This window comes from Paracoccus yeei ATCC BAA-599 (assembly GCF_000622145.1).
Lineage (GTDB): Bacteria > Pseudomonadota > Alphaproteobacteria > Rhodobacterales > Rhodobacteraceae > Paracoccus > Paracoccus yeei.
Genome location: NZ_JHWH01000002.1, coordinates 91,504 through 117,519, shown reverse-complemented (window position 1 = coordinate 117,519; position 26,016 = coordinate 91,504). Strand labels below are relative to the sequence as shown.

General features: G+C 67.6%; 31 protein-coding genes. 22 read left to right on the top strand and 9 right to left on the bottom strand.

Annotated features, from left to right (window positions below):
• Positions 1 to 57 precede the first annotated feature (57 nt).
• The 5 genes from BU28_RS0102810 to mdh form a co-directional block, all read right to left on the bottom strand.
• Entirely contained in the window at positions 58 to 438 is a 381-nt protein-coding gene (locus BU28_RS0102810; protein ID WP_143809691.1) for a hypothetical protein, read from the bottom strand.
• 103 nt (positions 439 to 541) lie between these two features.
• The gene (gene sucD, locus BU28_RS0102805; protein WP_028718094.1) at positions 542 to 1,426 is read right to left on the bottom strand and encodes a succinate--CoA ligase subunit alpha; all 885 of its coding nucleotides are present in this window, start codon (positions 1,424 to 1,426) and stop codon (positions 542 to 544) included.
• A 58-nt stretch (positions 1,427 to 1,484) separates the two neighbouring features.
• The gene (locus tag BU28_RS0102800; protein WP_028718093.1) at positions 1,485 to 1,985 is read right to left on the bottom strand and encodes a hypothetical protein; all 501 of its coding nucleotides are present in this window, start codon (positions 1,983 to 1,985) and stop codon (positions 1,485 to 1,487) included.
• Position 1,986: 1 nt separating this feature from the next.
• Positions 1,987 to 3,180, bottom strand: coding sequence for an ADP-forming succinate--CoA ligase subunit beta (sucC, locus tag BU28_RS0102795; protein WP_028718092.1), 1,194 nt, complete (start codon positions 3,178 to 3,180; stop codon positions 1,987 to 1,989).
• Between the two features lie 250 nt (positions 3,181 to 3,430).
• Positions 3,431 to 4,393, bottom strand: a complete 963-nt coding sequence (gene mdh / locus BU28_RS0102790) for a malate dehydrogenase (RefSeq protein WP_028718091.1) — start codon at positions 4,391 to 4,393, stop codon at positions 3,431 to 3,433.
• Between the two features lie 224 nt (positions 4,394 to 4,617).
• On the opposite strand from mdh, the gene BU28_RS0102785 reads away from it, so the two are divergent.
• Positions 4,618 to 5,352: a sulfite exporter TauE/SafE family protein gene (locus BU28_RS0102785; protein WP_028718090.1), complete on the top strand. Its 735-nt coding sequence runs from the start codon at positions 4,618 to 4,620 to the stop codon at positions 5,350 to 5,352.
• Here BU28_RS0102785 and BU28_RS0102780 read toward each other — a convergent pair.
• Positions 5,349 to 6,341, bottom strand: a complete 993-nt coding sequence (locus BU28_RS0102780) for a glycosyltransferase family 2 protein (protein ID WP_028718089.1) — start codon at positions 6,339 to 6,341, stop codon at positions 5,349 to 5,351. The two genes, BU28_RS0102785 and BU28_RS0102780, sit on opposite strands and share 4 nt — an antisense overlap.
• Positions 6,342 to 6,516: 175 nt before the next feature.
• Here BU28_RS0102780 and BU28_RS0102775 point away from each other — a divergent pair, with 175 nt between their 5' ends.
• The 12 genes from BU28_RS0102775 to BU28_RS0102720 all read left to right on the top strand — a co-directional run bounded on the left by BU28_RS0102775 (position 6,517) and on the right by BU28_RS0102720 (position 14,869).
• Positions 6,517 to 7,356: an HpcH/HpaI aldolase/citrate lyase family protein gene (locus BU28_RS0102775; protein WP_028718088.1), complete on the top strand. Its 840-nt coding sequence runs from the start codon at positions 6,517 to 6,519 to the stop codon at positions 7,354 to 7,356.
• 41 nt (positions 7,357 to 7,397) lie between these two features.
• Positions 7,398 to 7,949, top strand: a complete 552-nt coding sequence (locus BU28_RS0102770) for an NnrU family protein (RefSeq protein ID WP_028718087.1) — start codon at positions 7,398 to 7,400, stop codon at positions 7,947 to 7,949.
• Position 7,950: 1 nt separating this feature from the next.
• Positions 7,951 to 8,157 (top strand): DUF1737 domain-containing protein, encoded by a 207-nt coding sequence (locus BU28_RS0102765; protein WP_028718086.1) that lies wholly within the window; start codon positions 7,951 to 7,953, stop codon positions 8,155 to 8,157.
• Entirely contained in the window at positions 8,154 to 9,188 is a 1,035-nt protein-coding gene (locus BU28_RS0102760) for a MaoC family dehydratase (RefSeq protein WP_028718085.1), read from the top strand. The genes BU28_RS0102765 and BU28_RS0102760 overlap by 4 nt, the downstream gene beginning before the upstream one ends.
• A gap of 275 nt (positions 9,189 to 9,463) precedes the next feature.
• The gene (gene sdhC / locus BU28_RS0102755; protein ID WP_028718084.1) at positions 9,464 to 9,856 is read left to right on the top strand and encodes a succinate dehydrogenase, cytochrome b556 subunit; all 393 of its coding nucleotides are present in this window, start codon (positions 9,464 to 9,466) and stop codon (positions 9,854 to 9,856) included.
• A gap of 10 nt (positions 9,857 to 9,866) precedes the next feature.
• A complete protein-coding gene (locus BU28_RS0102750) occupies positions 9,867 to 10,256 on the top strand; it encodes a succinate dehydrogenase, hydrophobic membrane anchor protein (RefSeq protein ID WP_028718083.1) in 390 nt (129 codons plus the stop codon).
• Between the two features lie 8 nt (positions 10,257 to 10,264).
• Entirely contained in the window at positions 10,265 to 12,067 is a 1,803-nt protein-coding gene (gene sdhA, locus BU28_RS0102745; RefSeq protein ID WP_028718082.1) for a succinate dehydrogenase flavoprotein subunit, read from the top strand.
• Entirely contained in the window at positions 12,067 to 12,429 is a 363-nt protein-coding gene (locus tag BU28_RS0102740) for a hypothetical protein (RefSeq protein WP_223251978.1), read from the top strand. Before sdhA ends, BU28_RS0102740 begins: the two co-directional genes overlap by 1 nt.
• Complete coding sequence (locus tag BU28_RS0102735) at positions 12,429 to 12,734, top strand: hypothetical protein (protein ID WP_028718080.1); 306 nt, start codon at positions 12,429 to 12,431, stop codon at positions 12,732 to 12,734. Before BU28_RS0102740 ends, BU28_RS0102735 begins: the two co-directional genes overlap by 1 nt.
• A gap of 71 nt (positions 12,735 to 12,805) precedes the next feature.
• On the top strand, positions 12,806 to 13,588 hold the full coding sequence (locus BU28_RS0102730; protein ID WP_028718079.1) for a succinate dehydrogenase iron-sulfur subunit: 783 nt from the start codon (positions 12,806 to 12,808) through the stop codon (positions 13,586 to 13,588).
• A gap of 132 nt (positions 13,589 to 13,720) precedes the next feature.
• A complete protein-coding gene (locus BU28_RS25230) occupies positions 13,721 to 13,876 on the top strand; it encodes a hypothetical protein (protein WP_155992515.1) in 156 nt (51 codons plus the stop codon).
• Between the two features lie 159 nt (positions 13,877 to 14,035).
• On the top strand, positions 14,036 to 14,869 hold the full coding sequence (locus BU28_RS0102720; RefSeq protein WP_028718078.1) for an urea carboxylase-associated family protein: 834 nt from the start codon (positions 14,036 to 14,038) through the stop codon (positions 14,867 to 14,869).
• Here the strand turns inward: BU28_RS0102720 and BU28_RS0102715 are convergent.
• On the bottom strand, positions 14,866 to 15,558 hold the full coding sequence (locus tag BU28_RS0102715; protein WP_028718077.1) for a metal-dependent hydrolase: 693 nt from the start codon (positions 15,556 to 15,558) through the stop codon (positions 14,866 to 14,868). The two genes, BU28_RS0102720 and BU28_RS0102715, sit on opposite strands and share 4 nt — an antisense overlap.
• A 125-nt stretch (positions 15,559 to 15,683) precedes the next feature.
• On the opposite strand from BU28_RS0102715, the gene gatC reads away from it, so the two are divergent.
• Genes gatC through BU28_RS21870 form a run of 4 tightly spaced genes read left to right on the top strand, consistent with a single transcriptional unit; the run spans position 15,684 to position 18,702 of the window.
• The gene (gene gatC, locus BU28_RS0102710; protein ID WP_028718076.1) at positions 15,684 to 15,971 is read left to right on the top strand and encodes an Asp-tRNA(Asn)/Glu-tRNA(Gln) amidotransferase subunit GatC; all 288 of its coding nucleotides are present in this window, start codon (positions 15,684 to 15,686) and stop codon (positions 15,969 to 15,971) included.
• Entirely contained in the window at positions 15,968 to 17,452 is a 1,485-nt protein-coding gene (gene gatA, locus BU28_RS0102705; RefSeq protein WP_028718075.1) for an Asp-tRNA(Asn)/Glu-tRNA(Gln) amidotransferase subunit GatA, read from the top strand. The genes gatC and gatA overlap by 4 nt, the downstream gene beginning before the upstream one ends.
• A 22-nt stretch (positions 17,453 to 17,474) precedes the next feature.
• Entirely contained in the window at positions 17,475 to 18,023 is a 549-nt protein-coding gene (locus BU28_RS0102700; protein ID WP_028718074.1) for a hypothetical protein, read from the top strand.
• 10 nt (positions 18,024 to 18,033) lie between these two features.
• Positions 18,034 to 18,702, top strand: a complete 669-nt coding sequence (locus tag BU28_RS21870) for an N-acetylmuramoyl-L-alanine amidase (protein WP_088239164.1) — start codon at positions 18,034 to 18,036, stop codon at positions 18,700 to 18,702.
• On the opposite strand, the gene rlmJ is transcribed toward BU28_RS21870, so the two are convergent.
• Positions 18,648 to 19,424, bottom strand: a complete 777-nt coding sequence (rlmJ, locus tag BU28_RS0102690) for a 23S rRNA (adenine(2030)-N(6))-methyltransferase RlmJ (protein WP_028718073.1) — start codon at positions 19,422 to 19,424, stop codon at positions 18,648 to 18,650. The two genes, BU28_RS21870 and rlmJ, sit on opposite strands and share 55 nt — an antisense overlap.
• A 620-nt stretch (positions 19,425 to 20,044) precedes the next feature.
• Complete coding sequence (locus BU28_RS0102685) at positions 20,045 to 20,269, bottom strand: DUF1127 domain-containing protein (RefSeq protein ID WP_080621828.1); 225 nt, start codon at positions 20,267 to 20,269, stop codon at positions 20,045 to 20,047.
• A 317-nt stretch (positions 20,270 to 20,586) separates the two neighbouring features.
• Here BU28_RS0102685 and BU28_RS0102680 point away from each other — a divergent pair, with 317 nt between their 5' ends.
• The 5 genes from BU28_RS0102680 to BU28_RS0102660 all read left to right on the top strand — a co-directional run bounded on the left by BU28_RS0102680 (position 20,587) and on the right by BU28_RS0102660 (position 26,004).
• Complete coding sequence (locus tag BU28_RS0102680; protein ID WP_028718071.1) at positions 20,587 to 21,690, top strand: Mrp/NBP35 family ATP-binding protein; 1,104 nt, start codon at positions 20,587 to 20,589, stop codon at positions 21,688 to 21,690.
• 650 nt (positions 21,691 to 22,340) lie between these two features.
• Complete coding sequence (mraZ, locus tag BU28_RS0102675; RefSeq protein ID WP_028718070.1) at positions 22,341 to 22,847, top strand: division/cell wall cluster transcriptional repressor MraZ; 507 nt, start codon at positions 22,341 to 22,343, stop codon at positions 22,845 to 22,847.
• Positions 22,848 to 23,819 (top strand): 16S rRNA (cytosine(1402)-N(4))-methyltransferase RsmH, encoded by a 972-nt coding sequence (gene rsmH, locus BU28_RS0102670; RefSeq protein ID WP_028718069.1) that lies wholly within the window; start codon positions 22,848 to 22,850, stop codon positions 23,817 to 23,819.
• Positions 23,819 to 24,202 carry a cell division protein FtsL gene (ftsL, locus tag BU28_RS21865; RefSeq protein WP_036761814.1) on the top strand — a complete coding sequence of 128 codons (384 nt, stop codon included), beginning with the start codon at positions 23,819 to 23,821 and terminating at the stop codon, positions 24,200 to 24,202. The genes rsmH and ftsL overlap by 1 nt, the downstream gene beginning before the upstream one ends.
• Positions 24,199 to 26,004 carry a peptidoglycan D,D-transpeptidase FtsI family protein gene (locus tag BU28_RS0102660; protein WP_028718068.1) on the top strand — a complete coding sequence of 602 codons (1,806 nt, stop codon included), beginning with the start codon at positions 24,199 to 24,201 and terminating at the stop codon, positions 26,002 to 26,004. Before ftsL ends, BU28_RS0102660 begins: the two co-directional genes overlap by 4 nt.
• Positions 26,005 to 26,016: the final 12 nt, after the last annotated feature.

Below are 26,016 nucleotides of genomic sequence, written 5' to 3'. Positions count from 1 at the left end.
AAGGTGCAGAATGGCCATCTGCGGGTCGGCGGGTCGTGCGGGCGGGGTCATGGTCCGTCACGCACAAAGAATATCGATCTTGGCGGCACCCGGGTCGTCGAAGGGCGCATCCAGGGGCAGCCGCACGATCTGCGCGACGGCCCGGCGTTCCAGGGCGCAAAGCGCGCGGGCGGCCTGCTGGTCGGCGTCCGGCGGCGCATTGCCGGGGTGATAGATCAGCCGCCAGCCCGTGTCGTTGCGGTTGACGGTGCGCACCGCGTGCGGCGGCAGGCCGGTGGTCCGGTGCAGGTCGGTGCGGGCCGGCACTCCGCCGCGCAACACGTCCTCAGTCGGGCCACGGCCGCAGGCCGCGACCAGCAGCGCCGTCAGCAAAAGGACGCAAGCCGCGCCCCTGCGGGGGGGCGAGCCAAGGTCCGAACTGGCGATCCTGCGATCCAACACATCACCTGCGGTTGCTCTGTGGCCCCAAGGTAGGCAGGGGCCACAGCTAAGTCAAAAGTCCTACGAAGACGTTACCGTTCCCCCGAAAAGGGGGCGCGGCCTAGCGCCCGATGGCCTTCAGCACCGCTTCGCCCAGACCCGCCGGGCTGTCGGCGACGATGATTCCGGCCGATTTCATGGCCTCGATCTTGCTTTCCGCGTCGCCCTTGCCGCCCGAGACGATGGCGCCGGCATGGCCCATGCGGCGGCCCTTCGGCGCGGTGCGGCCCGCGATGAAGCCGGCGGTCGGCTTCCACTTGCCCTTGCGCTTCTGCTCGGCCAGGAACTCGGCGGCCTCTTCCTCGGCCGAGCCGCCGATCTCGCCGATCATGATGATCGACTCGGTCTCGGGGTCGTCCAGGAACATCTGCAGCACGTCGATATGCTCCATGCCCTTGATCGGGTCGCCGCCGATGCCGACGGCCGAGGACTGGCCCAGGCCCACGTCCGAGGTCTGCTTCACCGCCTCATAGGTCAGGGTGCCGGAACGCGACACGACGCCGACCGAGCCGCGCTTGAAGATGGAGCCCGGCATGATGCCGATCTTGCATTCGTCGGGGGTCATGATGCCGGGACAGTTCGGGCCGATCAGCCGCGACTGGCTGCCCTGCAGGGCGCGCTTGACCTTCATCATGTCAAGGACCGGGATGCCTTCGGTGATGCAGACGATCAGCGGGATTTCCGCGTCGATGGCTTCCAGGATCGAGTCGGCCGCGAAGGGCGGCGGGACATAGATCACGCTGGCGTTGGCGCCGGTTTTCGCCACGGCCTCGTGGACCGAGTTGAACACGGGCAGGCCCAGGTGCTCGGACCCGCCCTTGCCCGGCGTCACGCCGCCGACCATCTGGGTGCCGTAGGCGATCGCCTGTTCGGTGTGGAACGTCCCCTGCGAGCCGGTCAGGCCCTGGCAGATGACTTTGGTGTCTTTGTTGACGAGAACGGCCATAATGGCTCCCTCTAGTTCATATGTCGCATGCTGGTCGCGAGGCTCGCGACCATGGGGCTCAGTCGGCTTTTCTGATCGAGAAAGTGTTCGTTCCGTCGGATCTCGTTCCATAGAAATTCATCTTCACGCCATTGGCGACAAAGCTGAAACTGGACGGATTGCTGCTCGTGTTCTGGTAGCCTGCGGCCTCGAGGGCGCGCACCCAGACCTGGCCGGTCTCTTGCAGGCCGCCCATGGCAACACCGGAGATGCCGTCGTGGTCCGCGAAGCAACCTTTCCCGGGAACCAGCTTGATGCCCTCTTTGCTGAGAAGGCCCTTGCCGGCCGGTGCGAGATAGACTCCGGAACCGATCATGGCATTGCGCTGGGTATAGCCCAGTGCCCGGATCGCCGCGTAATTCGGCTGTTTGCCCGAAGCAGCGGCAATGCATTCCGGAATGAAGGTGTTCACCACCGGACGGTATTCACAGTCAAGCTTGCTGCTTTGCTCGGGAGACAGGCTCATCGAACAGGCGGCAAGCAGGACCGTAAGCGATGCAATGACGGAACGCCCTTTCATCTCAGCCCTTCACCGCCTTGACGATCTTCTGCGCCGCGTCCGACAGGTCGTCCGCCGCGATCACGTTCAGGCCGGATTCACCGATGATCTGTTTGCCCAGATCGACGTTGGTGCCCTCAAGCCGCACGACCAGCGGGACCTGCAGGCCGACTTCCTTCACGGCGGCGATGATGCCTTCCGCGATGATGTCGCAGCGCATGATGCCGCCGAAGATGTTGACCAGGATGCCTTTGACGTTCGGGTCCGAGGTGATGATCTTGAACGCCTCGGTGACCTTTTCCTTGGTGGCGCCGCCACCGACGTCAAGGAAGTTCGCGGGCTCGGCGCCGAACAGCTTGATGATGTCCATGGTCGCCATGGCCAGACCGGCGCCGTTCACCATGCAGCCGATCTCGCCGTCCAGCGCGATGTAGTTCAGGTCGAACTTCGAGGCGGCCAGTTCCTTCGGGTCTTCCTCGGTCTCGTCGCGCAGCGCCATGATGTCGGGCTGGCGATAAAGCGCGTTGTTGTCGAAGCCCATCTTGGCGTCGAGGCACTTGAGGTTGCCTTCCTTGGTCACGATCAGCGGGTTGATCTCCAGCATCTCCATGTCCTTCTCGATGAACATGCGATACAGGTTCTTGATCAGCGCCACGCATTGCTTGACCTGGCCGCCCGTCAGGCCCAGGGCAAAGGCCACGCGGCGGCCGTGGAAATCCGACAGCCCCGAGGCGGGGTCGACGCTGAAGCTGACGATCTTTTCGGGCGTCGAGGCCGCGACTTCCTCGATGTCCATGCCGCCTTCGGTCGAGGCGACGAAGCTGATGCGCGAGGTGCCGCGGTCGACCAGCAGCGCCAGATACAACTCGCGCTCGATGTCGCTGCCGTCCTCGATGTAGATGCGGTTGACCTGCTTGCCGGCCTCGCCGGTCTGGTGCGTGACCAGGGTGCGGCCCAGCATCTGGCGGGTCAGTTCCTCGGCCTCGGCCACGGATTTCGCCAGGCGGACGCCGCCCTTTTCACCGGCTGCGGCTTCCTTGAAATGGCCCTTGCCGCGGCCACCGGCGTGGATCTGCGCCTTGACGACCCAGAGCGGCCCGTCGAGTTCGCCGGCGGCGGACTTCGCCTCGTCGGCCTTGGTCACGACCCGGCCGTCCGAGACCGGCGCGCCGTAGTGACGCAGCAGCGCCTTGGCCTGGTATTCATGGATGTTCATGCTGTATCCCCGCAATTGTCGGTTGGCGGGCTTGTGGCATATCCGGGCGGGGGGCCAAAGCGATAAGCGCCGCAAAATGCATAAAAGGCGCGTGTTTTGCCGCTTTGTGATCACGCCCTTTCAGGCTGTGATCACAAAGCCTCGCACTGTTAACGCAAGCATTCCCGAACCGCGCTGTCCGCCACGAGTCGGCATGAAAAAGGCCCCGCGGCGGATGCCGCGGGGCCCTGTCCCGGAGCGGGTCTTGCGATCAGGCCAGGCTGGCGTCGATGCCCTTGCAGGCCGCGACCAGGCCCTTGACCGCATCGACCGACTTGTCGAACATCGCCTGTTCGTCGTCGTTCAGCGTGATGTCGATGACCTTTTCGATGCCGTTCGCGCCGATCACGGTCGGCACGCCGACATAAAGCCCGTCAAGGCCGTAGGCACCGTCCACATAGGCCGCGCAGGGCAGGACGCGCTTCTGGTCCTTCAGATAGGCCTCCGCCATCTCGATGGCCGAGGTGGCCGGGGCATAGAAGGCCGAGCCGGTCTTCAGCAGGCCGACGATCTCGGCGCCGCCGTCGCGGGTGCGCTGGATGATCGCGTCCAGCTTGTCCTGCGTGGTCCAGCCCATTTTGACCAGGTCGGGCAGCGGGATGCCCGCGACGGTCGAATAGCGGGCCAGCGGCACCATGGTGTCGCCATGGCCGCCCAGCACGAAGGCCGTCACGTCGCGCATCGAGACGCCGAATTCCAGCGACAGGAAATGGCGGAAGCGGGCCGAGTCGAGTACGCCGGCCATGCCGACGACCTTTTCATGCGGCAGGCCGCTGAACTCGCGCAGCGCCCAGACCATGGCGTCCAGCGGGTTGGTGATGCAGATGACAAAGGCGTTCGGGGCGTGCTGCTTGATGCCTTCGCCGACCGATTTCATGACCTTGAGGTTGATGCCCAGAAGATCGTCGCGGCTCATGCCCGGCTTGCGCGGGACGCCGGCGGTCACGATGCAGACGTCGGCGCCGGCGATGTCGGCATAGTCGTTGGCGCCCTTCATCACCGCGTCGAAGCCCTCGGACGGGCCCGATTGCGCGATGTCCAGCGCCTTGCCCTGGGGCGTGCCCTCGGCGATGTCGAACAGGACGACGTCGCCCAGTTCCTTCATCGCAGCCAGATGCGCCAGCGTGCCGCCGATCTGTCCCGCACCGATAAGTGCGATCTTGGGTCGGGCCATGGTCAACCTCCGATTTCCATGATGGTTCGGGCGGTGGGGTAGTCCCTTGGAATGGGAATCGCAAGCCTCGGACGCGGTGCGACGGGCGATTTCGCGGCGCCGCAGCACGGCTTGGCCCGCTTTTCCGGCAGGTTAGCGATAGCAGCCGCCGCTGGCCGATGCGATTGCAACCCGCCCGCCCTTGGCCTAGCCATGCCGCGCAAGGGGCGGGGGGACGCATGGGGCTGGATATCTGGGGCTGGACGCTGGCCATCGTCGCGGCCTTCGCGGTCGGGCTGGCCAAGGGCGGGCTGTCGATGGTGGGCGTGATCGCCGTGCCGCTGATGGCGCTTGTCATGTCACCGGTGCAGGCGGCGGGCATTCTGCTGCCGGTCTATGTCGCTTCGGACATCGGCGGGCTCGTGGCCTTTCGCCGCGACTTCGACCGGCGGGTGCTGGCAACGCTGCTGCCGGGCGCCGTCGCAGGCATCGGGCTGGGCTGGGCCACCGCCCATCTGGTCGAGGAACGCCACGTCGCCCTGATCGTCGGCATCATCGGACTGGCCTTCGCCCTGAACGCCCTGCTGCGGCCGCGCGCCGCCGCCCAGGCGCGGCCGCCCCGCCTGGGGGCAGGCACGTTCTGGGGGCTGGTGTCGGGCTATACCAGCTTTGTCAGCCATTCGGGCGCGCCGCCCTATCAGGTCTATGCCCAGCCGCTCCGGATAGAGCCGTTGACCTTTGCCGGCACCACCACGATCTTTTTCGCCATCTGCAATGCGGTCAAGCTGGTGCCCTATGCGTTGCTGGGCCAGCTTTCGGCGCATAACCTGACGGTCGCGGCGGTGCTGATGGTGCCGGGCGTCGCCGGGGTCGCCTGCGGGCTGTGGCTGATCCGGCGCATGTCCGCCGGGTTCTTCTATGGCTTCATCACCTGGGCCCTGGCGCTGGTGTCGGCCCGGCTGATCTGGTCGGCGCTTTAAAGGCCGGACTCGGGCGGTTCGGCCAGCATCTCCTGGATCCGGGCATTGACGATGCGCTGGGCGTTGAACTCGGCCCGGCCGATGGCGGGGTTCAGCCGCAGCCGCGCGATCCCCGCCGTCACCGCATCCGCAAAGCGCAGGATCGAATCGTCGCGCTCCTCGTTGCGGTTCATCCGGTCGTAGAATTCCTGGTTGTGGCGCTCGGCGCTTGGGCGGTCCGCCGGAGTCCAGCCCCGGCCGCGCAGTTTCTTTAGCGCGAAATGTTCGGGCGTGCGCACGACATAGTGGTTGATCTGCCCCATCCGCCAGCCGAAATCCCGCTGCCCCAGCATGCGGCTGCGGGGAAAGTCCTCGCCATCCAGCCAGCGGCGGGTGGGCGGATAGTCCGAACTCAGCGCCTCGCCCCGGCCGTTCAGGAAGCGGGCGGCGTCGTTGTCGGGCAGGGGCTTCAGCAGGGGCCGGTTGATGCCCACGTCGGCGAACCCCGCGACCCGGTCGGTCACCCGAAACAGCATCTTGATTTCCTGGTTGGGGTCGAAGCCCCGGGCCGAGGCGCCCGTGAAATCGGCCGAGATCAGCCGTCCCGGGAAAAGCCCGTTCCCGTTGTCGCCGAAGACCCGCCATTGCAGCAGGATGCCGTCGTGGTCGCCCACCCGCTCCAGCAGCGCCGGCAGCGTGCCGTCGCCCACGCGGATGTTCAGGAACTCGTCGGCGTCGATCCACAGCACCCAGTCGCCCGGACGCAGCACGCCCGCGCGGTTGGCATGGCGCGCCGCGTTGATCTGCGGCCCCACGCCGGGCGGAACGGTCAGCAGCCTGTGCTCCACCTCGCCGGCATCCGACAGGGCGTCCAGCAGTTCTGTCGTGCCGTCGTCTGAATCGTTGGAATAGATGACGATCCGGTCAAATCCGATCGCCTTGTGATAGGCGACCCACTCCAGCAGAAAGGGCGCCTCGTTCTTCATGGCGCTGAACAGGGTGAAACTCATTACATCGATCCTTGGAAAGCCCCCTCAACGTGACCAAACGGCGCGGCCGCTTGCAAAGTTGCCTTTTGGGTCAGTTCCTGGACCGGATCAGTTTCTTCTGCGCTGCGGCGAAAGGGTGCTTGCGATTCGCGACGTTTCCATGCAGCGTCGCGCAAGAATATTACGCGAGGCCCGCATGACCCGTCCCTATCGTTCCGTTCTGTACATCCCTGCGGCCAATGCCCGCGCCATGGAAAAGGCTCGGTCGCTGCCTGCCGACGCCATCATCTTCGACCTCGAGGACGCGGTGGCGCCTTCGGAAAAGGCTGCGGCGCGCGACCTTCTCAGCCAGGCGCTGCTGTCCGACTATGGGGCCCGGGCGCGGATCGTCCGCATCAACGGGCTGGACACGCAATGGGCCGAAGGCGACGCCCGCGCCTTTGCCCGCGGCGCCGACGCGGTGCTGATCCCCAAGGTCAGCCGCTCGGCCGACCTTGACCGGGTGGCGGACCTGGTGCCCGACACGCCGCTGTGGGCGATGATGGAAACGGCCGAGGGCATGCTGAACGCGGCCGAGATCGCGGCCCATCCCCGGCTGGCCGGCATGGTCATGGGCACCAACGACCTGGCCAAGGAACTGGGCGCGCGCTTTCGTCCCGACCGCCTGCCGATGATGGCCGGGCTGGGCCTGTGCCTGCTGGCCGCGCGGGCGCACAGGCGGGTCATCGTGGACGGGGTGTTCAACGCCTTCAAGGACGATGACGGGCTGCGCGCGGAATGCGAACAGGGCCGCGACATGGGGTTCGACGGCAAGACCCTGATCCACCCCGCCCAGCTTGCCGTGGCCAACGCGGTCTTTGCCCCGACCGAGGCCGAGATCGACCTGGCCCGGCGCCAGATCGCCGCCTTCGACGAGGCCAAGGCCCAGGGCAAGGGCGTCGCCGTGGTCGATGGCCGCATCGTCGAGAACCTGCACGTCGAAACCGCCCGCGCTGCGCTGGCCCGGGCCGAGGCGATTGCGAAGCTGGCCGGTTAGGGGCAGGCTGCCGTCGGAACATCCAGCAAGAGGATAGCCAGATGTTGATCCTGATCCTGGGCCTCGCCTTGTGGTGGGGCGCGCATTTCTTCAAGCGGCTCGCCCCCGCCCGCCGGGCCGAAATGGGCGACAAGGGCAAGGGCCTGGTCGCCGGTGCCCTGGCGGTCGCGGTCCTGCTGATGATCTGGGGCTACCGGATGGCGGACGGGCCCTATTGGTGGGGCGCCTCGGCGCCGCTCAAGGGGATCAACAACCTGCTGGTGCTGGCGGCCTTCTACCTGTTCGCGGCGGACGGGATGAAGACGCGGATCACCGCGCGGGTTCGCCATCCGCAACTGACGGGCTTTGCGCTGTGGGCCTTCGCGCATCTGCTGCCGAACGGCGACCTGCCCAGCTTTGTCCTGTTCGGCGGCCTGCTGGTCTGGGCGCTGGCGGAAATGGCGGTCATCAACCGCGCCCAGCCGCGCTGGACGCCGCCGGCCGGGCCTTTTCCCGTCCGCAAGGAAATCATGGCCGGGGTGGGTGCCGTCGTCCTGATGCTGGTCGTCGGACTGATCCACCGCTGGCTGGGCTACAACCCGTTTGGAGGCTGACATGCCAAGGATCTATCGCCTGCTGTCCGACGACGACACCTCGGCCTTTTGCCACAAGGTCAGCGAGGCGCTGTCCAGGGGCTGGGAACTGCACGGCGGCCCCGCCTATGCCTTCGACGCGGCGCGCGGGGTCATGCGCTGCGCCCAGGCCGTCACCAAGCAGATCGAGACCGACTATCACCCCGACATGAAGCTGGGACGCCAATGACCAAGACCAACGCCGGCCGCTTCTTCGAGGATTACCGCCTGGGCCAGGTGATCCGCCACGCCGTCCCCCGCACCCTGGCCGAGGGCGAGCGCGCGCTGTATCACGCGCTCTATCCGGCCCGGCATGCGCTGTATTCCAGCGATGAATTCGCCGCCGCCTGCGGGCTGGAAAGCAGCCCGATGGACGACCTGCTGGCGTTTCACATGGTCTTTGGCAAGACGGTGCCCGACATCAGCCTGAACGCGGTGGCGAACCTGGGCTATGCGCAGGGGCGCTGGCTGGCGCCGGTCTGGCCGGGCGATACGCTGCGGGCGGAATCGCAGGTGATCGGGCTGCGGCAGAACTCGAACGGCGCATCGGGGGTGGTCTGGGTGCACACCCGCGGCCTGAACCAGATGGACCAGGTGGTTCTGGACTATGTGCGCTGGGTCATGGTGCGCAAGCGCGACCCGGACGCGCCCGCGCCCGACGCCGTGGTGCCGGACCTGGCCCCCGCGGTTCCGCCCGAAGCGCTGATCGTCCCCGAAGGTCTGGACTTTACCGGCTATGACTTCGAACTGGCGGGCGAGCCGCACCGCTGGGGCGACTACGCCTTGGGCGAGATCATCGACCATGTGGACGGCGTCACCATCGAAGAGGCCGAGCACATGCTGGCCACCCGCCTGTGGCAGAACACCGCGAAGGTGCATTTCGACGCCACCTTCCGCGACGACGGCCGCCGGCTGATCTATGGCGGCCATGTCATCAGCATGGCCCGCGCGCTGTCCTTCAATGGCCTCGCCAATGCGCAGATGATCGTCGCGCTGAACGGTGGCGCCCACGCCAACCCCTGTTTCGCGGGCGACACCATCCGCGCCTGGTCCGAGGTGCTGGACAAGGCCCCGACCGGGGCGCCGGGGGTGGGGGCGATCCGGCTGCGACTGGTCGCACACAAGGGCGATGCGGGCGACCGCGCCCTGCGCGACGAGGGCGGCAAATACGCGCCGCAGGTGCTTCTGGACCTGGATTACTGGGCGTTGATGCCGCTTTGACAGCGCATTCGTGACGGAATCGCTTAGGTTTCTGCGTTGCGGCAATGCCATGCCGCGTGATACCGCAAACAGCGGCCAGCCTGTGATCACGGCGCGCGGTAGCGTGATCACAAAGGTCGAATTTTTGTGATATTCCCCCTTTCGTCTCGCCTCGGCCCGTGACAGATGCGACAAAACCACTAGAAGCAGACCCAATTTCTCGGCCAGCCCTCGCCGCCAGCCGCCCCAAGGATCGGGCTGAGCCGCCAGGGCCCCTGAACGCAGGAGAGCGCACCATGGCTGACGTCAACCGGGGCAACCGGCCGCTGTCACCGCATCTGCAGGTCTATCGCCTGCCCCTTGCCGCCGTCACTTCGATCATGACCCGGATCACCGGGCACGCGCTGGTCGCCGGCATCGTGCTGATCGTCTGGTGGCTGGTCGCCGCCGTCTCCTCGGGCGGGGCGTTCGCCGTCGCCGACTGGGTGGTGCGGTCCTGGCTGGGCTTCATCATCCTGACCGGCTCGATGTGGGCGCTGTGGTTCCATCTGCTGGCCGGCGTGCGTCACCTGCTTTACGACGCGGGCCACCTGCTGGGGATCAAGGAATCCGAACGGGCCAGCCAGGTCCTGATCGTGGGCTCGGTCGTGCTGGCGCTGCTGACCCTTGTCATCTTCTTCATGTTCTAAGGGGACCGCCATGCATTACATCACCCCCCGCAAGGCCGCCGAAGGGCTTGGCGCGGCGCATGAGGGCACGCAGGCGCACTGGGCGCTGACCATCTCCTCGGTCGCGCTGCTGATCCTGACGCCGCTGTTCATGATCACCATCGCGCGCGCCATCGGCCTGCCGCGCGAACTGGTGCTGGCCTATTTCGCCCGCCCGCTGCCGGCGCTGATCACGGCGCTGTTCGTCATCGTGGGCATGCTGCACTTCATCCGCGGCACGCGCATCATGATCGACGACTATTTCCGGGATACGACCCGCCGGGTCGCGATCATCCTTTCCGTCATCTTCGGCTGGGCGGTCATCGCCGCCGCCGTCTACGCGCTGGCCCGGATGGGCCTGGGCGCGATCGTCGTTCTCTGAGGTCCGCAATGGCAGCTTATACATACGAAACGCACGACTATGACGTGGTGGTCGTGGGCGCCGGCGGGGCCGGTCTGCGCGCGACGCTGGGCATGGCCGAACAGGGGCTGCGTACGGCCTGCGTGACCAAGGTGTTCCCGACCCGCAGCCACACCGTCGCCGCCCAGGGCGGCATCGCGGCATCGCTGTCGAACATGGGCCCGGACAACTGGCAGTGGCACATGTACGACACCGTCAAGGGCTCGGACTGGCTGGGCGACACCGACGCCATGGAATACCTGGCGCGCGAGGCCCCGAAGGCGGTCTACGAGCTGGAACATTACGGCGTGCCGTTTTCCCGGACCGAGGAGGGCAAGATCTATCAGCGCCCCTTCGGCGGCCATACCACGGAATTCGGAGAGGGCCCGCCGGTGCAGCGCACCTGCGCCGCCGCCGACCGCACCGGCCACGCCATCCTGCACACGCTTTATGGCCAGTCGCTGAAGGAAAAGGCCGAGTTCTTCATCGAATATTTCGCGCTGGACCTGATCGTCACGGACGGCGCCTGCACCGGCGTGGTCTGCTGGAAGCTCGATGACGGCACCATCCACGTCTTCAATGCCAAGATGGTGGTGCTGGCGACGGGCGGCTATGGCCGGGCCTATTTCAGCGCGACCAGCGCCCACACCTGCACCGGCGACGGCGGCGGCATGGTGGCGCGCGCCGGCCTTCCCCTGCAGGACATGGAATTCGTGCAGTTCCACCCGACCGGCATCTATGGCTCGGGCTGCCTGATCACCGAGGGCGCGCGGGGCGAGGGCGGCTACCTGACGAACTCGGAAGGCGAGCGCTTCATGGAGCGCTATGCCCCCACCTACAAGGATCTGGCGTCGCGCGACGTGGTCAGCCGCTGCATCACGCTGGAGATCCGCGAAGGCCGCGGCGTGGGTGAGCACAAGGACCACATGTTCCTGAACCTGCAGCACCTGCCGCCGGAAAGCCTGGCCGAGCGTCTGCCGGGGATTTCGGAATCCGCCCGCATCTTTGCCGGCGTCGATGTCACGCGCGAACCGATCCCGATCCTGCCGACCGTGCATTACAACATGGGCGGCATCCCCACCAACTATTGGGGCGAGGTGCTGAACCCGACCGAGGACGCGCCCGACGCCGTCTTCCCCGGCCTGATGGCGGTGGGCGAGGCGGGCTGCGCCAGCGTGCACGGCGCGAACCGGCTGGGCTCGAACTCGCTGATCGACCTGGTGGTGTTCGGGCGGGCCGCCGCGATCCGCGCCGGCAAGGTGATCGACCGCAAGGCGGCGATCCCCACGACCAACCGGGCCGAGGTGGACAAGGCGCTGGAGCGCTTCGACCGCATCCGCAACGCCAACGGCGGCACCCCCACGGCGGAACTGCGGCTGGAGATGCAGAAGACCATGCAGGCCGATGCCGCCGTCTTCCGCACCGACAAGACCCTGGCCGAGGGAGTCGAGAAGATGGAAGCCATCGCCGCGCGGATGAACGACATCAAGGTCACCGACCGCAGCCTGATCTGGAACAGCGACCTGATGGAGACGCTGGAGCTGACCAACCTGATGCCGAACGCGTTGGCGACCATCGTCGCGGCCGAGGCGCGCAAGGAAAGCCGCGGCGCCCATGCGCACGAGGACTGGCCCGAGCGGGATGACGCCAACTGGCGCAAGCACTCGCTTGCCTGGATCGAAGGCAACGATGTTAAACTGGCCTATCGGCCCGTCCACCTCGAGCCTTTGACCACGCAAGACGAGGGCGGGATCGATCTGAAAAAGATCGCACCCAAAGCGAGGGTTTATTGATGCGCCTTTCCCTGAGCCTGCCCCTGACCCTGACGGTTGCTGCCCTGGCCCTTTCGGGCTGCGTGCAGAACCCCGGCACGATGCCGCCGACGGCGATCGTGCCGCCGGTCGTCACCCCGAACCCCGATGCGGCCGTGCGCAGCTCGGCCCGGGTGGTCGTCAACCGCGAGATGGCCAAGCGCCTGCCGGGGGCGAATGTCGCGCCCTATACCGACTGCGTGCTGCAGAACGCGACCACGGCGGAACTGGCCGACATCGCGCAATCCGCCGACGCGAGCGGCGCCGTCGCCTCGGTCGTGGGCCGGCCGGCCACGACGCAGTGCATCGCCGGAGCCGCTGCAGCGGCCAAGCGGACGGTCTGATGCGGCGCGCGGGCGCCCCGGCGGTGCTGGCCCTGCTGGCGCTGGGGGCCTGCACGCCGCTGACGGTCGAACAGGCCGAACGGGCCTGTCTTGACAGCGCCCGCGACGCCACCGGTCCGCGCACCGAGATGGGCGTGGGCGTTGGCTCGCACGGGGCGCGCGGCGGTTTTGTCCGCGTGGGCGTCTCGTCGGATTATATCATGGGCCGCGATCCGGCCCAGGTGTTCCAGAACTGCGTGAAGCGCCGCTCGGGGCAGATGCCCAACCGACCGCTTTACGACCAACCGGGGTGGAGGGCGCGCTGACGCCCTTTGCCATTCAGCCTGCCGCATGACGGCCGATCGCCCGTGGCGGTCAGACCACCAGGAGTAACCCAATGGTCCAACTCAATCTTCCCAAGAACAGCCGCATGCGGGTCGGCAAGACCTGGCCGATGCCCCAAGGCGCCACGAACGTCCGCCGCTTCAACATCTATCGCTGGGACCCGGACACCGGGGAAAACCCGCGCATCGACACCTATTACGTCGACCTGGACAAGTGCGGGCCGATGGTGCTGGACGCGCTGATCAAGATCAAGAACGAGATCGATCCCACGCTGACCTTCCGCCGGTCCTGCCGCGAGGGGATCTGCGGCTCCTGCGCGATGAACATCGACGGCGGCAACCACCTGGCCTGCATCTTCGGCATCGACGAGGTGAAGGGCAAGGAGGTGAACATCTATCCCCTGCCGCACATGCCGGTGGTCAAGGACCTGATCCCCGACCTGACGCATTTCTATGCCCAGCACGCCAGCGTGAACCCCTATCTGATCACCGAGACGCCCACCCCCGACAAGGAGTGGCGTCAGTCGATCGAGGACCGCAAGAAGCTGGATGGGCTTTACGAATGCATCCTGTGCGCCTCGTGCTCGACATCCTGCCCGAGCTACTGGTGGAACGGCGACCGCTATCTGGGCCCGGCGGCCCTGCTGCACGCCTATCGCTGGCTGATCGACAGCCGCGACGAAGCCACGGGCGAGCGGCTGGACGCGCTGGAGGACCCGTTCAAGCTGTATCGCTGCCACACGATCATGAACTGCACGAACACCTGTCCCAAGGGGCTGAACCCGGCCAAGGCCATCGCCTCGATCAAGCACATGATGGTCGAGCGCATCGCCTGATCGCCGCGTGACCTGCACCGGCGTCATGGCCGGTATACCGTGACATGCCGCGCCGCAGGGTGGAATATTCTGCGGCGCGGCATTATCTTTTCCGCGGGGAGACAAACGACCGTTCCGACCCCGGAGAGAACCATGACGACCCTGAACGCGACCGAAAACCTTGCCGTGCTGAAGCGCTCCGCCGACAAGCCCGCAGCCGAGGCGCTGGCGGTGCTGGAGCAGATGTTCGGCTATTTCAGCTTTGAGCCGATGCCGCTTGAGCGTGCGGAAGAGCGCCTCGCGGCCTGAACCCGGCCTTGCCCCTTCGGGCCTTGCAGCGCGGCTTGACGGCCGCGCTTTCGTTTTTGCGAGAGCGTCCCGTGGCACGGTCGCATGGGTATTTGGGAAAACGGTGAAAGCCCGGCGGGCGCTTGCCGTCCCGCGCCCCTTGCGGCTAGCATTGCCGGCATGACCCATCGCATCCCTGTCGACGCCGCCGAGCGTCGTGCCGTCGCCCCGGTCGTCTGCTATCCGGCCGAGGCGCTTCCCGATCCGCAGCTGTTCCAACTGGCCGAGACCCGGCGCATGGCGCGCAAGACCGGCGAATGCCTGGTGCCGCCGCGCCGCGCCCGGTGTTTCCGCGTTCCCGCCGGGCATTTCTTTCGCATCACCTGCACCGAAGGGCCGCAGGTCGGCGACCTGAACCTGTGGTCCGCACATGATCCGTCCGAGCGGTTCTTTTCCGGCAAGACCCGGGCGCTGCACGGCACGCACCTGACGCGCGGCGACCGGATGTGGTCCTGCCTGCCGTTCCTGCGCCCGATGGCGACGGTGACCGAGGACACGCTGGAATGGTACGGGATCGACGAATACGGCGCCTCGGTCCATGACGTGATCGGCACGCGCTGCGACCCCTATACCCACAAGCTGCTGAGCGGCGGGGATTATCACCACTGCTGCCATTCGAACCTGACCAACGCCCTGGCCGAGGAACTGAACCGTCCCCCGGCCGAGGTCGAGGGGCTGGTCCACGACGTGCTGAACGTCTTCATGTGCACGGGCTTCAGCCGCGACACAGGGCAGTATCTGATGAAGGCGAGCCCGGTGCGGCCGGGCGACTATCTTGAACTGTTCGCCGAGATCGACCTGATCGGCGGGCTTTCGGCCTGCCCGGGCGGCGACTGCGGCGCCGAACATTCCAGCGACGCCGCCCCCTGCCACCCGCTGCTGGTCGAGATCTTTGCGCCCGCGGTCCCGACCGACCGGCCGGTGCCGCAGCCAAGTCCCTATCGCTGGCCCTAGAGCGCGATCGGCACCAGCACCTCGGGTTCGATCACCTGGACCCCGGGCAGGCCGTCCCGCAGCGCCTGGGCATCCTGTTCCAGCAGCGGGAAGGTCTTGTAGTGGCAGGGGATCACGGTCTTGAAATCGAAGTACTTCCGGGCCGCCCATGCCGCGCGCTTCATGTCCATGGTGAAATGGCCGCCGGCCGAGAGGATGCCGATGTCGGGCTGGTGGTATTCGCCCATCCAGCCCATGTCGGCCATGATGTCGGTGTCGCCCGAGACATAGATCACATGGCCTTCGCCCGCGATCATGTAGCCGGATTCGTGGCCGGCATAGATCGGGCCCTCGTTGCCTTCAAAGGACGAGCTGTGGCTGGCGTTCACCATGGTGACGCGCGCGCCGCCCAGGTCCACGGTGCCGCCCTTGTTGAAGCCGATTCCCTCGATCCCCTGGTGGGTCTGCCAGGTCGAGATCAGGTCGTAGATTCCCGCGACCGGGATCTTGAGGTCACGCGCGATGGACAGCGTGTCGCCGGTGTGGTCGCCGTGGCCGTGGGTCAGCAGGATGTGGGTCGCGCCACGGACGGCCTCGTCCCGGCGGTCGTCGGGAAAGACCGGGTTTCCCGACATCCAGGGGTCGATCAGGATCACCGCCTGTTCGATTTCAAGCCGAAAGCCGGAGTGGCCAAGCCACGTCAGTTTCATCGGGGCTCCTTTCCTTGTCGCGGGCATCCTGCCAAGCCGGGCGGCCTGGGTAAAGTTCCGCCGCATCCGCCGCTTGCCCCGCCGGGGCGCGGGCGGTAAACCGCCCCCAAGCGAAAGGAGCCCCCATGGCGATTACTCAGGATGAGGCCCGCAAGGTCGCGCATCTGGCGCGCATCGCGGTCGATGACGCGGACCTGCCGGCGCTGGCGCAGGAGCTGAACGGCATCCTGCACTTCATGGAGCAACTGAACGAGGTCGACGTGACCGGTGTCGAGCCGATGACCGGGGTCGAGCCGATGCGCCTGAAGCGGCGCGAGGATGTCGTGACCGACGGCGACATGCAGGACCTGATCCTGAAGAACGCGCCCGACGCGCGCGAGGGCTTCTTTGCCGTGCCGAAGGTGGTGGAATGAGCGAGCTGAACAGACTGACCATCGCCGAGGCCCGCGACGCGCTGGCGAAAGGCGAGACGACGGCCGTTGAGTTGACCGAGGCCTGCCTGTCGGCCATCGAGGGCTCGGCTGCGCTGAACGCCTTCGTCCACAACACGCCCGACCGGGCGCGCGAAATGGCCAGGGCGGCGGATGCCCGCATCAAGGCGGGCGAGGCCGCGCCGATGACCGGCATTCCGGTCGGCGTCAAGGACCTGTTCTGCGTCCGGGACGTGCCCTCGCAATCGGCCAGCCGCATCCTGGACGGGTTCCGGCCGCAATATGAATCGACCGTGACCGGGAACCTGTGGGGCCAGGGCGCGGTCATGCTGGGCAAGCTGAACCAGGACGAGTTCGGCATGGGGTCGTCGACCGAGAACAGCGTCTATGGCCCGACGGTGAACCCGTGGAAGCTGGACGACGGCGTGAACCGGACGGCGGGCGGTTCCTCGGGCGGGTCTGCGGCCGCGGTGGCGGCGGGCCTGTGCCTTGGGGCGGCGGCGACCGACACCGGCGGCTCGATCCGCCAGCCGGCGGCCTTCACCGGCACGGTGGGGCTGCGCCCGACCTATGGCCGGGTCAGCCGCTGGGGTGTCATCGCCTATGCCAGTTCGCTGGACCAGGCCGGGCCGATCGCCCGGACGGTGCGCGACGCCGCGATCATGCTGGGAGCCATGGCTTCGGTCGATCCCAAGGATTCGACCAGCGCCGACCGCCCGGTGCCGGATTACGAGGCGGCGCTGACCGGCGACATCCGCGGCAAGCGCATCGGCATTCCCAGGGAATACCGCATCGAGGGGCTGTCGGACGAAATCGACGCGCTCTGGTCGCGCACCGCCGACATGCTGCGGGACGCGGGCGCCGAGATCGTCGACATCAGCCTGCCCCATGCGCAATATGCGCTGCCGGCCTATTACGTCATCGCCCCGGCCGAGGCATCCTCGAACCTGGCGCGCTACGACGGCGTGCGCTATGGCCGCCGCGCCAAACTGGGCGCGGGCGACGGCGTGGTCGAGATGTATGAAAAGACCCGCGCCGAGGGCTTTGGCCCCGAGGTCAAGCGCCGCGTGATGATCGGCACCTATGTGCTGTCGGCGGGGTTCTACGACGCCTATTACAACCGCGCCCGCAAGGTCCGCGCCCTGATCAAGCAGGACTTCGACCGCGCCTATGCCGGCGGCATCGACGCGATCCTGGCGCCGACCACCCCCAGCGCCGCCTTTCCTCTGGGGTCGATGGACAAGGGCGATCCGGTCGAGATGTATCTGAACGACGTGTTCACGGTCACGCTGAACCTGGCCGGCTTGCCCGGCATCTCGGTTCCGGTGGCGCTGGACGCGCAGGGGCTGCCTCTTGGCATGCAACTGATCGGCCGCCCGTGGGAAGAGGGGGCGCTGTTGAACCTTGCGCAGGCGGTGGAGTCTGCGGCAGGCTTCGACGCGAAACCGTCGCGCTGGTGGTAGGCGGGCAAGCAGGGGCATGGCGATGCGCAAACTGACGATCCTTTCGGTGCTGGCACCGATCCTGGCCCTGGCCGCCTGTGCCGAGAATACCGGCTGGAATCCCAATTACAGCGCCATGCACAATGGCTCGCCCTATGCGAAATACCTGCAGACCCGGGAAGCGGCGCTGCAGGGGCAGGGCCCGGTGCCGCAGGTGATCCCGGTGCAGCTGCCGGCCGAGGCGCCCCAGGTCGTGCTGCCCAAGCGCCAGACCGGTGCGGTCCGAGTCGTCGCGGCCGAGGTGCCGGCCAATGCCCAGGTCGCGACGACCGGGCCTTATCCGGGCTCGACCCCGGTGCTGGTGCGCTATGCCCATCAGCAGCCGCAGAACCCCGGCGCGACGGTCTATCAGCGCACCGGCGGTTCGATCGCGCAGGCCGCGCACCTGTGCAGCAATTATCCGTCGCGCGATGCGGCGCAGCGGGCCTTCATCGCGTCGGGCGGGCCGCTGATCGACCCGCGCGGCATGGACCCGGACGGCGACGGCTATGTCTGCGGCTGGGATCCCAAGCCCTTCCGCGCGCCGCGCTGAGCCCGCGGCCTTGGGCCCGTCGCCCAATCACGGCGACCGGCGCGGGCAGCGGCCGGCGCTGATCGTGATCCATTATACCGGGATGGCCGATGCCGAATCGGCGCGCGCGCGGCTATGCGACCCCCTGGCCGAGGTCAGCGCGCATTGGCTGATCCGCGAGGACGGCCGCACCGAGGCGCTGGTCCCCGAGGATCGTCGCGCCTGGCACGCCGGCGCGGGGTCCTGGCAGGGGCGCGAGGACGTGAACTCTCGCAGCATCGGCATCGAGCTTGCCAATCCCGGCGACCGGCCCTTTCCCGATCCGCAGATGGCCGCGCTCGAGTCGCTGCTGCGCGGCATCATGGTCCGCTGGGACATCGGCCCGGCCGGGGTGATCGCCCATTCAGACATGGCGCCGGGCCGCAAGACCGATCCGGGGCCGCGATTCGACTGGCGGAGGCTGGCGCTGGGCGGCCTGTCCCTCTGGCCCGAGGGTCTGGGCGAGGACCGGCCGCTGGCTGACAGCCTGCCCCGGATCGGCTATCCCGACAGCCCGGCCGCATTGTCGGCCTTTCGCCTGCGGTTTCGGCCCTGGGCCACGGGGCCCGAGACGGAGGACGACCGCCGGGCCGCCGCCGCCCTGGCCTACAGCCTGGCGAACAGGGCAGAGAGCCTGGCCGCCTCGGCCTCCAGCCCGTAGGGCGGGTTCAGCACCACCATGCCCGAGCCGACCATGCCATGCCCTGGCCGGGCGGGGGGAAAGCGCACCTCGGAAAACAGCGCCTCGGGCTGGGACTGGCGCAGTGCGCGCACCATCGGCGCCTGGCGGTCGTCGGTCAGAACCGGATACCACAGCGCGATGATGCCCACGTTCCACTTCCGCGCCAGCAAGCCGATCTGGCGCGGCAGGGTGTCGTAATCGGCCTTGACCTCATAGCTGGGGTCGATCAGCAGCAGCCCCCGGCGCGGCGTGGGCGGGCAAAGCGCCTGCGCCATCTGCAAGCCGTCCTGCCGGTGCAGATGGGCGAAACCCGCGACACGGGCCAGCGCCTCGTGCTCGGCCGGGTGCAGCTCGGCCAGATGGGCGTTGTCCTCGGGGCGCAGGAAGTAACGGGCGATCAGCGGCGAGCCGGGATAGGCGTCGGGGCCATAAAGGCTGCGCGCCTGGTCCAGGGCGTGGCGGAGGGGATGGTCCGGAGACAGCCAGTCCTGCGCCAGCGCGCGGGTGATGCCGGCCGCCGCCTCGCCGGTCTTGCCGGCCTCGGGGCCGGACAGGTCGTACAGCCCGCGACCGGCGTGGGTTTCCAGATAGGTCAGCGGTTTCGGCTTGGCGGTCAGATAGGCCAGCATCCAGGCAAGCAGCGCGTGCTTGTGCAGGTCGGCCAGGTTTCCGGCGTGATAGGCGTGCTGATAGGACAACATGCCAGCGCCCTACACCGATGCCCCGCGAATGAAAAGCGGCGGCGCCCAGGGAGGAGGGGGGCACCGCCGCGCAACGCCGGCCCAGGGAGGAGGAGAGGCCGCGTATGGGTGCGGCAATGGCAGGGAGGAGGAGGCCATCACCGCAAGCTGACGATCCCGGGGAGGAGGAGAGGGACCGTCGCATTCCGTGCCGCCGCGTGGCGGCTGTTTTAGGCGGCACCCCCAGGGAGGAGGAGGGGGGTGCCGCCCGAACCGCAAGGCCCAGGGAGGAGGAGGGGCCCGGCGTATTGGTGGCGGCATCCCCAGGGAGGAGGAGGGGGAAGCCGCCTGAACTGCAGGACCCAATGGGAGGAGGGGGTCCCGCGGTATGGTTCGGCGGCATCCCGGGAGGAGGGAGGGGGAGCCGCCTGACTGCGTGGCCCAGGGAGGAGGAGGGGCCCCGCGGTATTCTGTCGGCGGCTTCCCCAGGGAGGAGGAGGGGGAAGCCGCCTGAACCGTAAGACCCAGGGAGGAGGAGGGGTCTTACCGTATCTGAGCGGCGGCATCCTCAGGGAGGAGGAGGGAGGATGCCGCCTGAACCCGGACCCCAGGGAGGAGGAGGGGGTCGGGTATTCCGTTCGTTACTTCGTGCCCCAGGCGGCTTCGTAGGCCACGCTGCGGATCATCGAGCGGCTGATGCCCAGGTCGGCCAGTTCGCGGCCGTTCAACTGGTTCAGCTCGCGGACGGTCTGGCGGTACAGCGCCCGGCGTGCGAAGTAGTCGCGCATGCCGGCGACCAGGGTGCCAACGCGGCCTTCGCCGATGTGGTTGCGGGCAGCGCCGTGGTTCAGGTCAAGAACAGCCATTTCATACACTCTTGCGTCTCGGTCAGCTTCGGGATGTCCGTCGCTTTGTTAGGGCCAACATGCGCTTTTCGCCGCAGTCGCACAATAGCGGGGGGCGCGATGCTGCTATGCAGAAACCGAATGGCTTTCTGGGAACCTGTCTCCAAGCCTTTAATAAGTCTTAATTTTTATAGGACCCTTGTAACTGTTCCTGTAAAACCGCGATAATCGGGCAATCTTTACGCGGGGAAACAATACCTTATTGCGCGGCGCGTCCTTTCCCTTGCCGATGCCGGTCTAAGTTGCGATGCTGCCGCGGCTTTGAAGGCGGGGACCAAATGGCGATATCACAGGAAAGTGTTCTTCTTGAACTGCGGCAGATCGCGGTTCCAGGGGGTGGGAATCTGGTCTCGGCGGACATGGTGCGCGCCCTTTCGGTCGAAAACGGCACGGTCCGATTCGTGATCGAGGCGGCCGACGCCGCGACGGCCCGCGCCCTGGCCCCTGTCGAGGCCGAGGCCGAGCGTCGCCTGAAGGCCCTGCCGGGGGTCGAGCGGGTGCAGATCGTGACGACCGCGCCCGCCGGCCCGCGCGGGCCCGCGCCCCAGGTCGCGGCGCGTTCAGGGGGCGATGCGCCCCCCAGCCTCAAGATCGGCCGCCACCCCACGCCGCAGGCGGGGCCGGCGCCGGTCCCGGGCGTGGCGCGGATCATTGCCATCGGCTCGGGCAAGGGAGGCGTCGGCAAGTCCACGCTGACCTCGAACCTGGCGGTGGCGCTGGCGCGGGCCGGGCGGCGGGTCGGGCTGCTGGATGCCGATATCTATGGCCCCTCGCAGCCGCGCATGCTGGGCCTGACCGGGCAGCGGCCCACCAGCGAGGGGCAGATGATCCAGCCCCTGCACGCCCATGGCGTCACCGTCATGTCGCTGGGCCTGATGATGAAGGAAGGCGAGGCGGTGGTGTGGCGCGGGCCCATGCTGATGGGCGCGCTGCAGCAGATGCTGACCCAGGTGAACTGGGGCGAGCTCGACGTGCTGCTGGTGGACCTGCCGCCGGGCACGGGGGACGTGCAGCTGTCGCTGTGCCAGAAGGCCCAGGTATCGGGGGCGATCATCGTGTCGACGCCGCAGGACGTGGCCCTGATCGACGCGCGCCGCGCCATCGACATGTTCGACAAGCTCAAGACCCCGGTGCTGGGCCTGGTTGAAAACATGTCGACCTATATCTGCCCCAACTGCGGGCACGAGGCGCATCTGTTCGGCCATGGCGGCGTCGCGGCCGAGGCGCGCCAGCTGGGCCTGCCGTTCCTGGGCGAGATTCCCCTGAATCTCGAGGTGCGGCTGGCGGGCGATGCCGGAACGCCGGTCGCGGCGCAGGGCGGGCCGGTGGCCGCCGCCTTCGACCGGCTGGCCGACCGCCTGATCGGCGGCGGCATGGCCTGAGGGTGGGATTCGAGGCCGGTTCCGGGAATTCACGGGACTGGCCACGGAACGCTGCGGGAATGGCCGGAATGGGAATCACCGCCGCGTGATCCTGCGTGAGCCTTTGCGCGACTCGAAGCCGAATCCTTTCCTCGAAAAAGCCGTGTGCCGGGGCCCATTGGGGCCCTTTTGCGTTCGCAGCGACGGTTTCAGGGAAAATGTGGGAAATTTGTCCCACCAACGATCACCCACCATATCTTGTGGTTGTGCGCGCCCGAATTCCAATAACTTCCATCAGTTAATGTTTGCTAGCGAAATGTTTCTCCTGTGTTCACGCGCGAAACGCCGCCTGCGCCCCAGGGCTGCGCCAACAAACCCATTGCGTCCCATGAATTCCCATGCCATCCCTTTGCTCACGGAAACGGGCTCAGGGGACGACAAGATCCCAAGGCGACAAGCAGGCTTCATACAGGCACCCGCTTTCCGAAAAATGCTTCTGTTCCGCGCGAGCAGCACCCCCCAGGTGGCGCGGAAACAGGGCCAATGATCCCCGAAACACGGGGCCCAGGAATGGGAACGAGGGCGGCGGATCGGGCAGTGGCAGCAGCCCGATCCGCCCTTTCCTTTTCGGAGAACCGAAAAGGTCGGGACAGTGGAAGGAGAGCGGGCCGTTGGCACGCCGGTTCAGAGGGTCGGAGGAGGTCAAGGTGGACGCGAAGGGTCGCGTTTCCATCCCTGCCAAGTTCCGCCGCGTCTTTGAATCCTGCGATCCCGACTGGGACACCGGCAAGCGCGCGCAACTGGTCATCGTCTACGGCACGCGAGACTGGAACTATCTGCAACTGTTCACCATGACCGCCATGGAAGAGATCGAGGACGGCATCTCGCGCATGCCGCGCGGCAGCGCCGCCCGCAACCTGCTGGAAAACATATACCAGGGCCATGCCGACGAGGCCGAGATCGACGGCGACGGCCGTCTGGTCCTGCCCCAGAAACTGCGGGAAAAGATCGGTCTCACAGACAGCGCCTTCTTCATTTCGGCGGGCGACAGCCTCAAGGTCTGGAACCCGGCCGCCTATGCGGATGAGGAACGCCGGCTAGAGGAACTGGTTCCCGAGTTCGAGCCGGGCGCCGATCCCCTGTCGCTGCTGACCCCTCCGGGCGGAGCCGAGGTCTGAATGGCGGCCGCGTCCGATCCCCATGTTCCCGTCCTGCTGGGCCCGCTGCTGCGGGCCGTCGCGCCTGTCGCGGGCGTCTGGGTGGACGGCACCTTCGGCGCGGGCGGCTATGCCCGGGCTCTGCTGGCGCAAGGCGCGCAGCGCGTCATCGGCATCGACCGCGATCCCAGCGTGTTCCGCATGGCGCGGGACCGGGCCGGAGAGTATGGCGACCGCCTGCGGCTGACCGAGGGGACCTTTTCCGACCTCGACCGCCTGGCCGGAGAGCCGGTCGACGGCGTGGTGCTGGACCTGGGCGTCAGCTCGATGCAGCTGGACCAGGCCGAGCGCGGCTTTTCCTTTCTGCGCGACGGGCCGCTCGACATGCGCATGGGTGGCGACGGTCCGACCGCCGCCGACCTGCTGAACAGTGCCCCCGAGGCGGTCATCGCCGACGTGCTGTATCTGTATGGCGAGGAGCGGGCCTCGCGCCGCATCGCGCGCGCCATCGTCGCCGCGCGCCCGCTGACCCGCACCGGCCAGCTGTCGGACATCGTCGCCGGCTGCCTGCCGCGCCCCAAGCCGGGGCAAAGCCACCCCTCGACCCGCGCCTTCCAGGCAATCCGCATCTGGGTCAATGACGAATTCGGTCAGCTGGTCGCGGGGCTTGCCGCCGCCGAACGCGCGCTGCGCCCGGGCGGCAAGCTGGCGGTCGTCAGCTTCCATTCGCTCGAGGATCGGATCGTCAAGCGCTTCATGCAGGCGCGCTCGAACAGCGCGGGCGGCGGCAGCCGCTATGCCCCCGAGGTCGAGCAGGACCAGCCCGCCTTCACGCTGCCCTTCCGCCGGGCGATCGGGCCGGACGATCAGGAACTGGCGGCGAACCCCCGGGCGCGCTCGGCCCTGCTGCGCGTCGGCATCCGCACCGATGCGCCGGCCGGCCGGGTCGATCCGCAGGCCCTGGGCCTGCCCCGGCTGGACAGGGGGGCGTGATGCGGTCCGTCCTGTACCTGCTGACGACGCTTGCCGTCATGGCCCTGGCCTTCTGGGCCTACCGCGAGAATTACCGCACCCAGGCCGCCCTGTCCGAGATGACCGCCGTGCAGCGCCAGATCGCCAACCTGCGCGAGGATCTGGGCGTCCTGCGCGCCGAATGGGCCTTTCTGAACCGGCCCGAGCGGCTGCGCGAACTGGTCAACCTGAACTTCGACAAGCTGCGGCTGGTGCCGTTCGGCGCAGACCAGTTCGTGGACGTGGGGCAGGTCGCCTTTCCGCCGCCCCGCGCCGCTGCCACCGCCGGGTTTGATCCGGCCAATCCGCCCATCGAACGCCCGGCGGGCTTTCCGCCGCTCAGACCACAGGAGACGACGCCATGATCCGCACCCCGCTGCGCCCGCTGGCCCGCATTCTTCGCGCGCGTGAGAAGGGCGAGAATCCCGATGCCATCGAGGCCGAGAACCGCGCCCAGCGGCATGCCCAGATCCAGGAACGCGCGCGCGGCCATGCCCAGCGTCGGCTGCTGTTCATGTCCTGCGCCTTTGCGGCGGCCTTCGCGGTGGTGGGCGTGCGCATGGGCGCCATGGCCGCCAGCCAGCCGGTCGAGCCGCGCGCCCAGATCAGCCGCGCCCAGATCATCTCGCAGCGCGCCGACATCACCGACCGCGAAGGCCGGGTGCTGGCGACGAACCTGCTGACCCATTCGCTTTATGCCCATCCCCGCCAGATGGTGGACCCCAAGGGCGCGGCCCAGAAGCTGGCGGCGATCTTTCCCGACCTGGACGTCGAGCGGCTGACGGCCGATTTCACCGGCAAGCGCAGCTTCCTGTGGATCAAGAAAAAGATCAGCCCCGAACAGATGCAGGCCGTCCATGACATCGGAGAGCCCGGCCTGCTGTTCGGCCCGCGCGAGATGCGGCTTTACCCCAACGGCCAGATCGCCAGCCACATCCTGGGCGGCGCCACCTTTGGCCGCGAGGATGTCGCCAGCGCCGAGGTGGTGGGTGTCGCGGGCGTCGAGAAGGCCTTCGACCGCTGGCTGCGCGATCCCGCGAACGACGGCGCGCCCCTGACCCTGTCGCTGGACCTGAGCGTTCAGGCCGCGATGGAGGAGGTGCTGTCGAACGGCATGAAGGTGATGAACGCCAAGGGCGCCACCGGCATCCTGATGGAGGTCAAGACCGGCGAGATCCTGGCCATGGCCAGCCTGCCCGATTTCGATCCGAACGACCGGCCGCGGCCGCTGCTCAAGGGCGATCCCTCGGACAGCCCGCTGTTCAACCGCGCGGTGCAGGGGCAGTACGAGCTGGGCTCGACCTTCAAGATCTTCCCGGTGGCGCAGGCCATCGACCTGAAGCTGGTCAGCCCCAACACGCTGATCAACGCCAAGGCGCCGATGAAGATCGGCAAGTATCTGATCAACGAATTCCGCAACCACAACTATGGCACGCTGACCGTCACCGATGTCATCGTGAAATCCTCGAACGTGGGCACGGTGCGGGTTGCGCAGCTGCTGGGGCCCGAACGCCAGCGCGACTTTCTTGAAAAGCTCGGCTTCTTCGAGCCGACCCTGATCGAGATGAGCGAGGCGCCGACCGGCAAGCCCCTGGTGCCGAAACGCTGGCCCGCCGTGACCTCGGCCACCGTGGCCTTCGGTCATGGCCTTGCCGCAAGCCCGCTGCACCTGGCCGCCGCCTATGCCACCGTCGCCAACGGCGGCAAGCGGGTGACGCCCACCCTGATCCACGACCGCGTCCGGCGCGAGGGCGAACAGGTGCTGTCGCCCCAGGCCGCGCGTACCGCCGTGCAACTGCTGCGCCAGGTCGTCGTGCGCGGCAGCGGCCGCAGCGCCAATGTCGAGGGCTACGAGGTCGCGGGCAAGACCGGCACCGCCGACAAGCCGCGCCCCTCGGGCGGGTATTACGGCAACAAGGTGGTGTCGACCTTCGCCTCGGTCTTCCCGGCCAGCGACCCGAAATATGTGCTGGTCCTGTCGCTGGACGAGCCGACCTCGGTCGCGGGCGGGGGGGAAAGCCGCACCGCCGGCATGACCGCCGCGCCCGTCGCGGGCGAAACCATCCGCCGCGTCGCGCCGCTGCTGGGCCTGCGCCCGATCACCGACAAGCCCTTGCCGATGGTTGATCGGCCCGCCGGCGATGCGCTAAAGCTCGTCTCGAACTGAAAAACGGGGTTC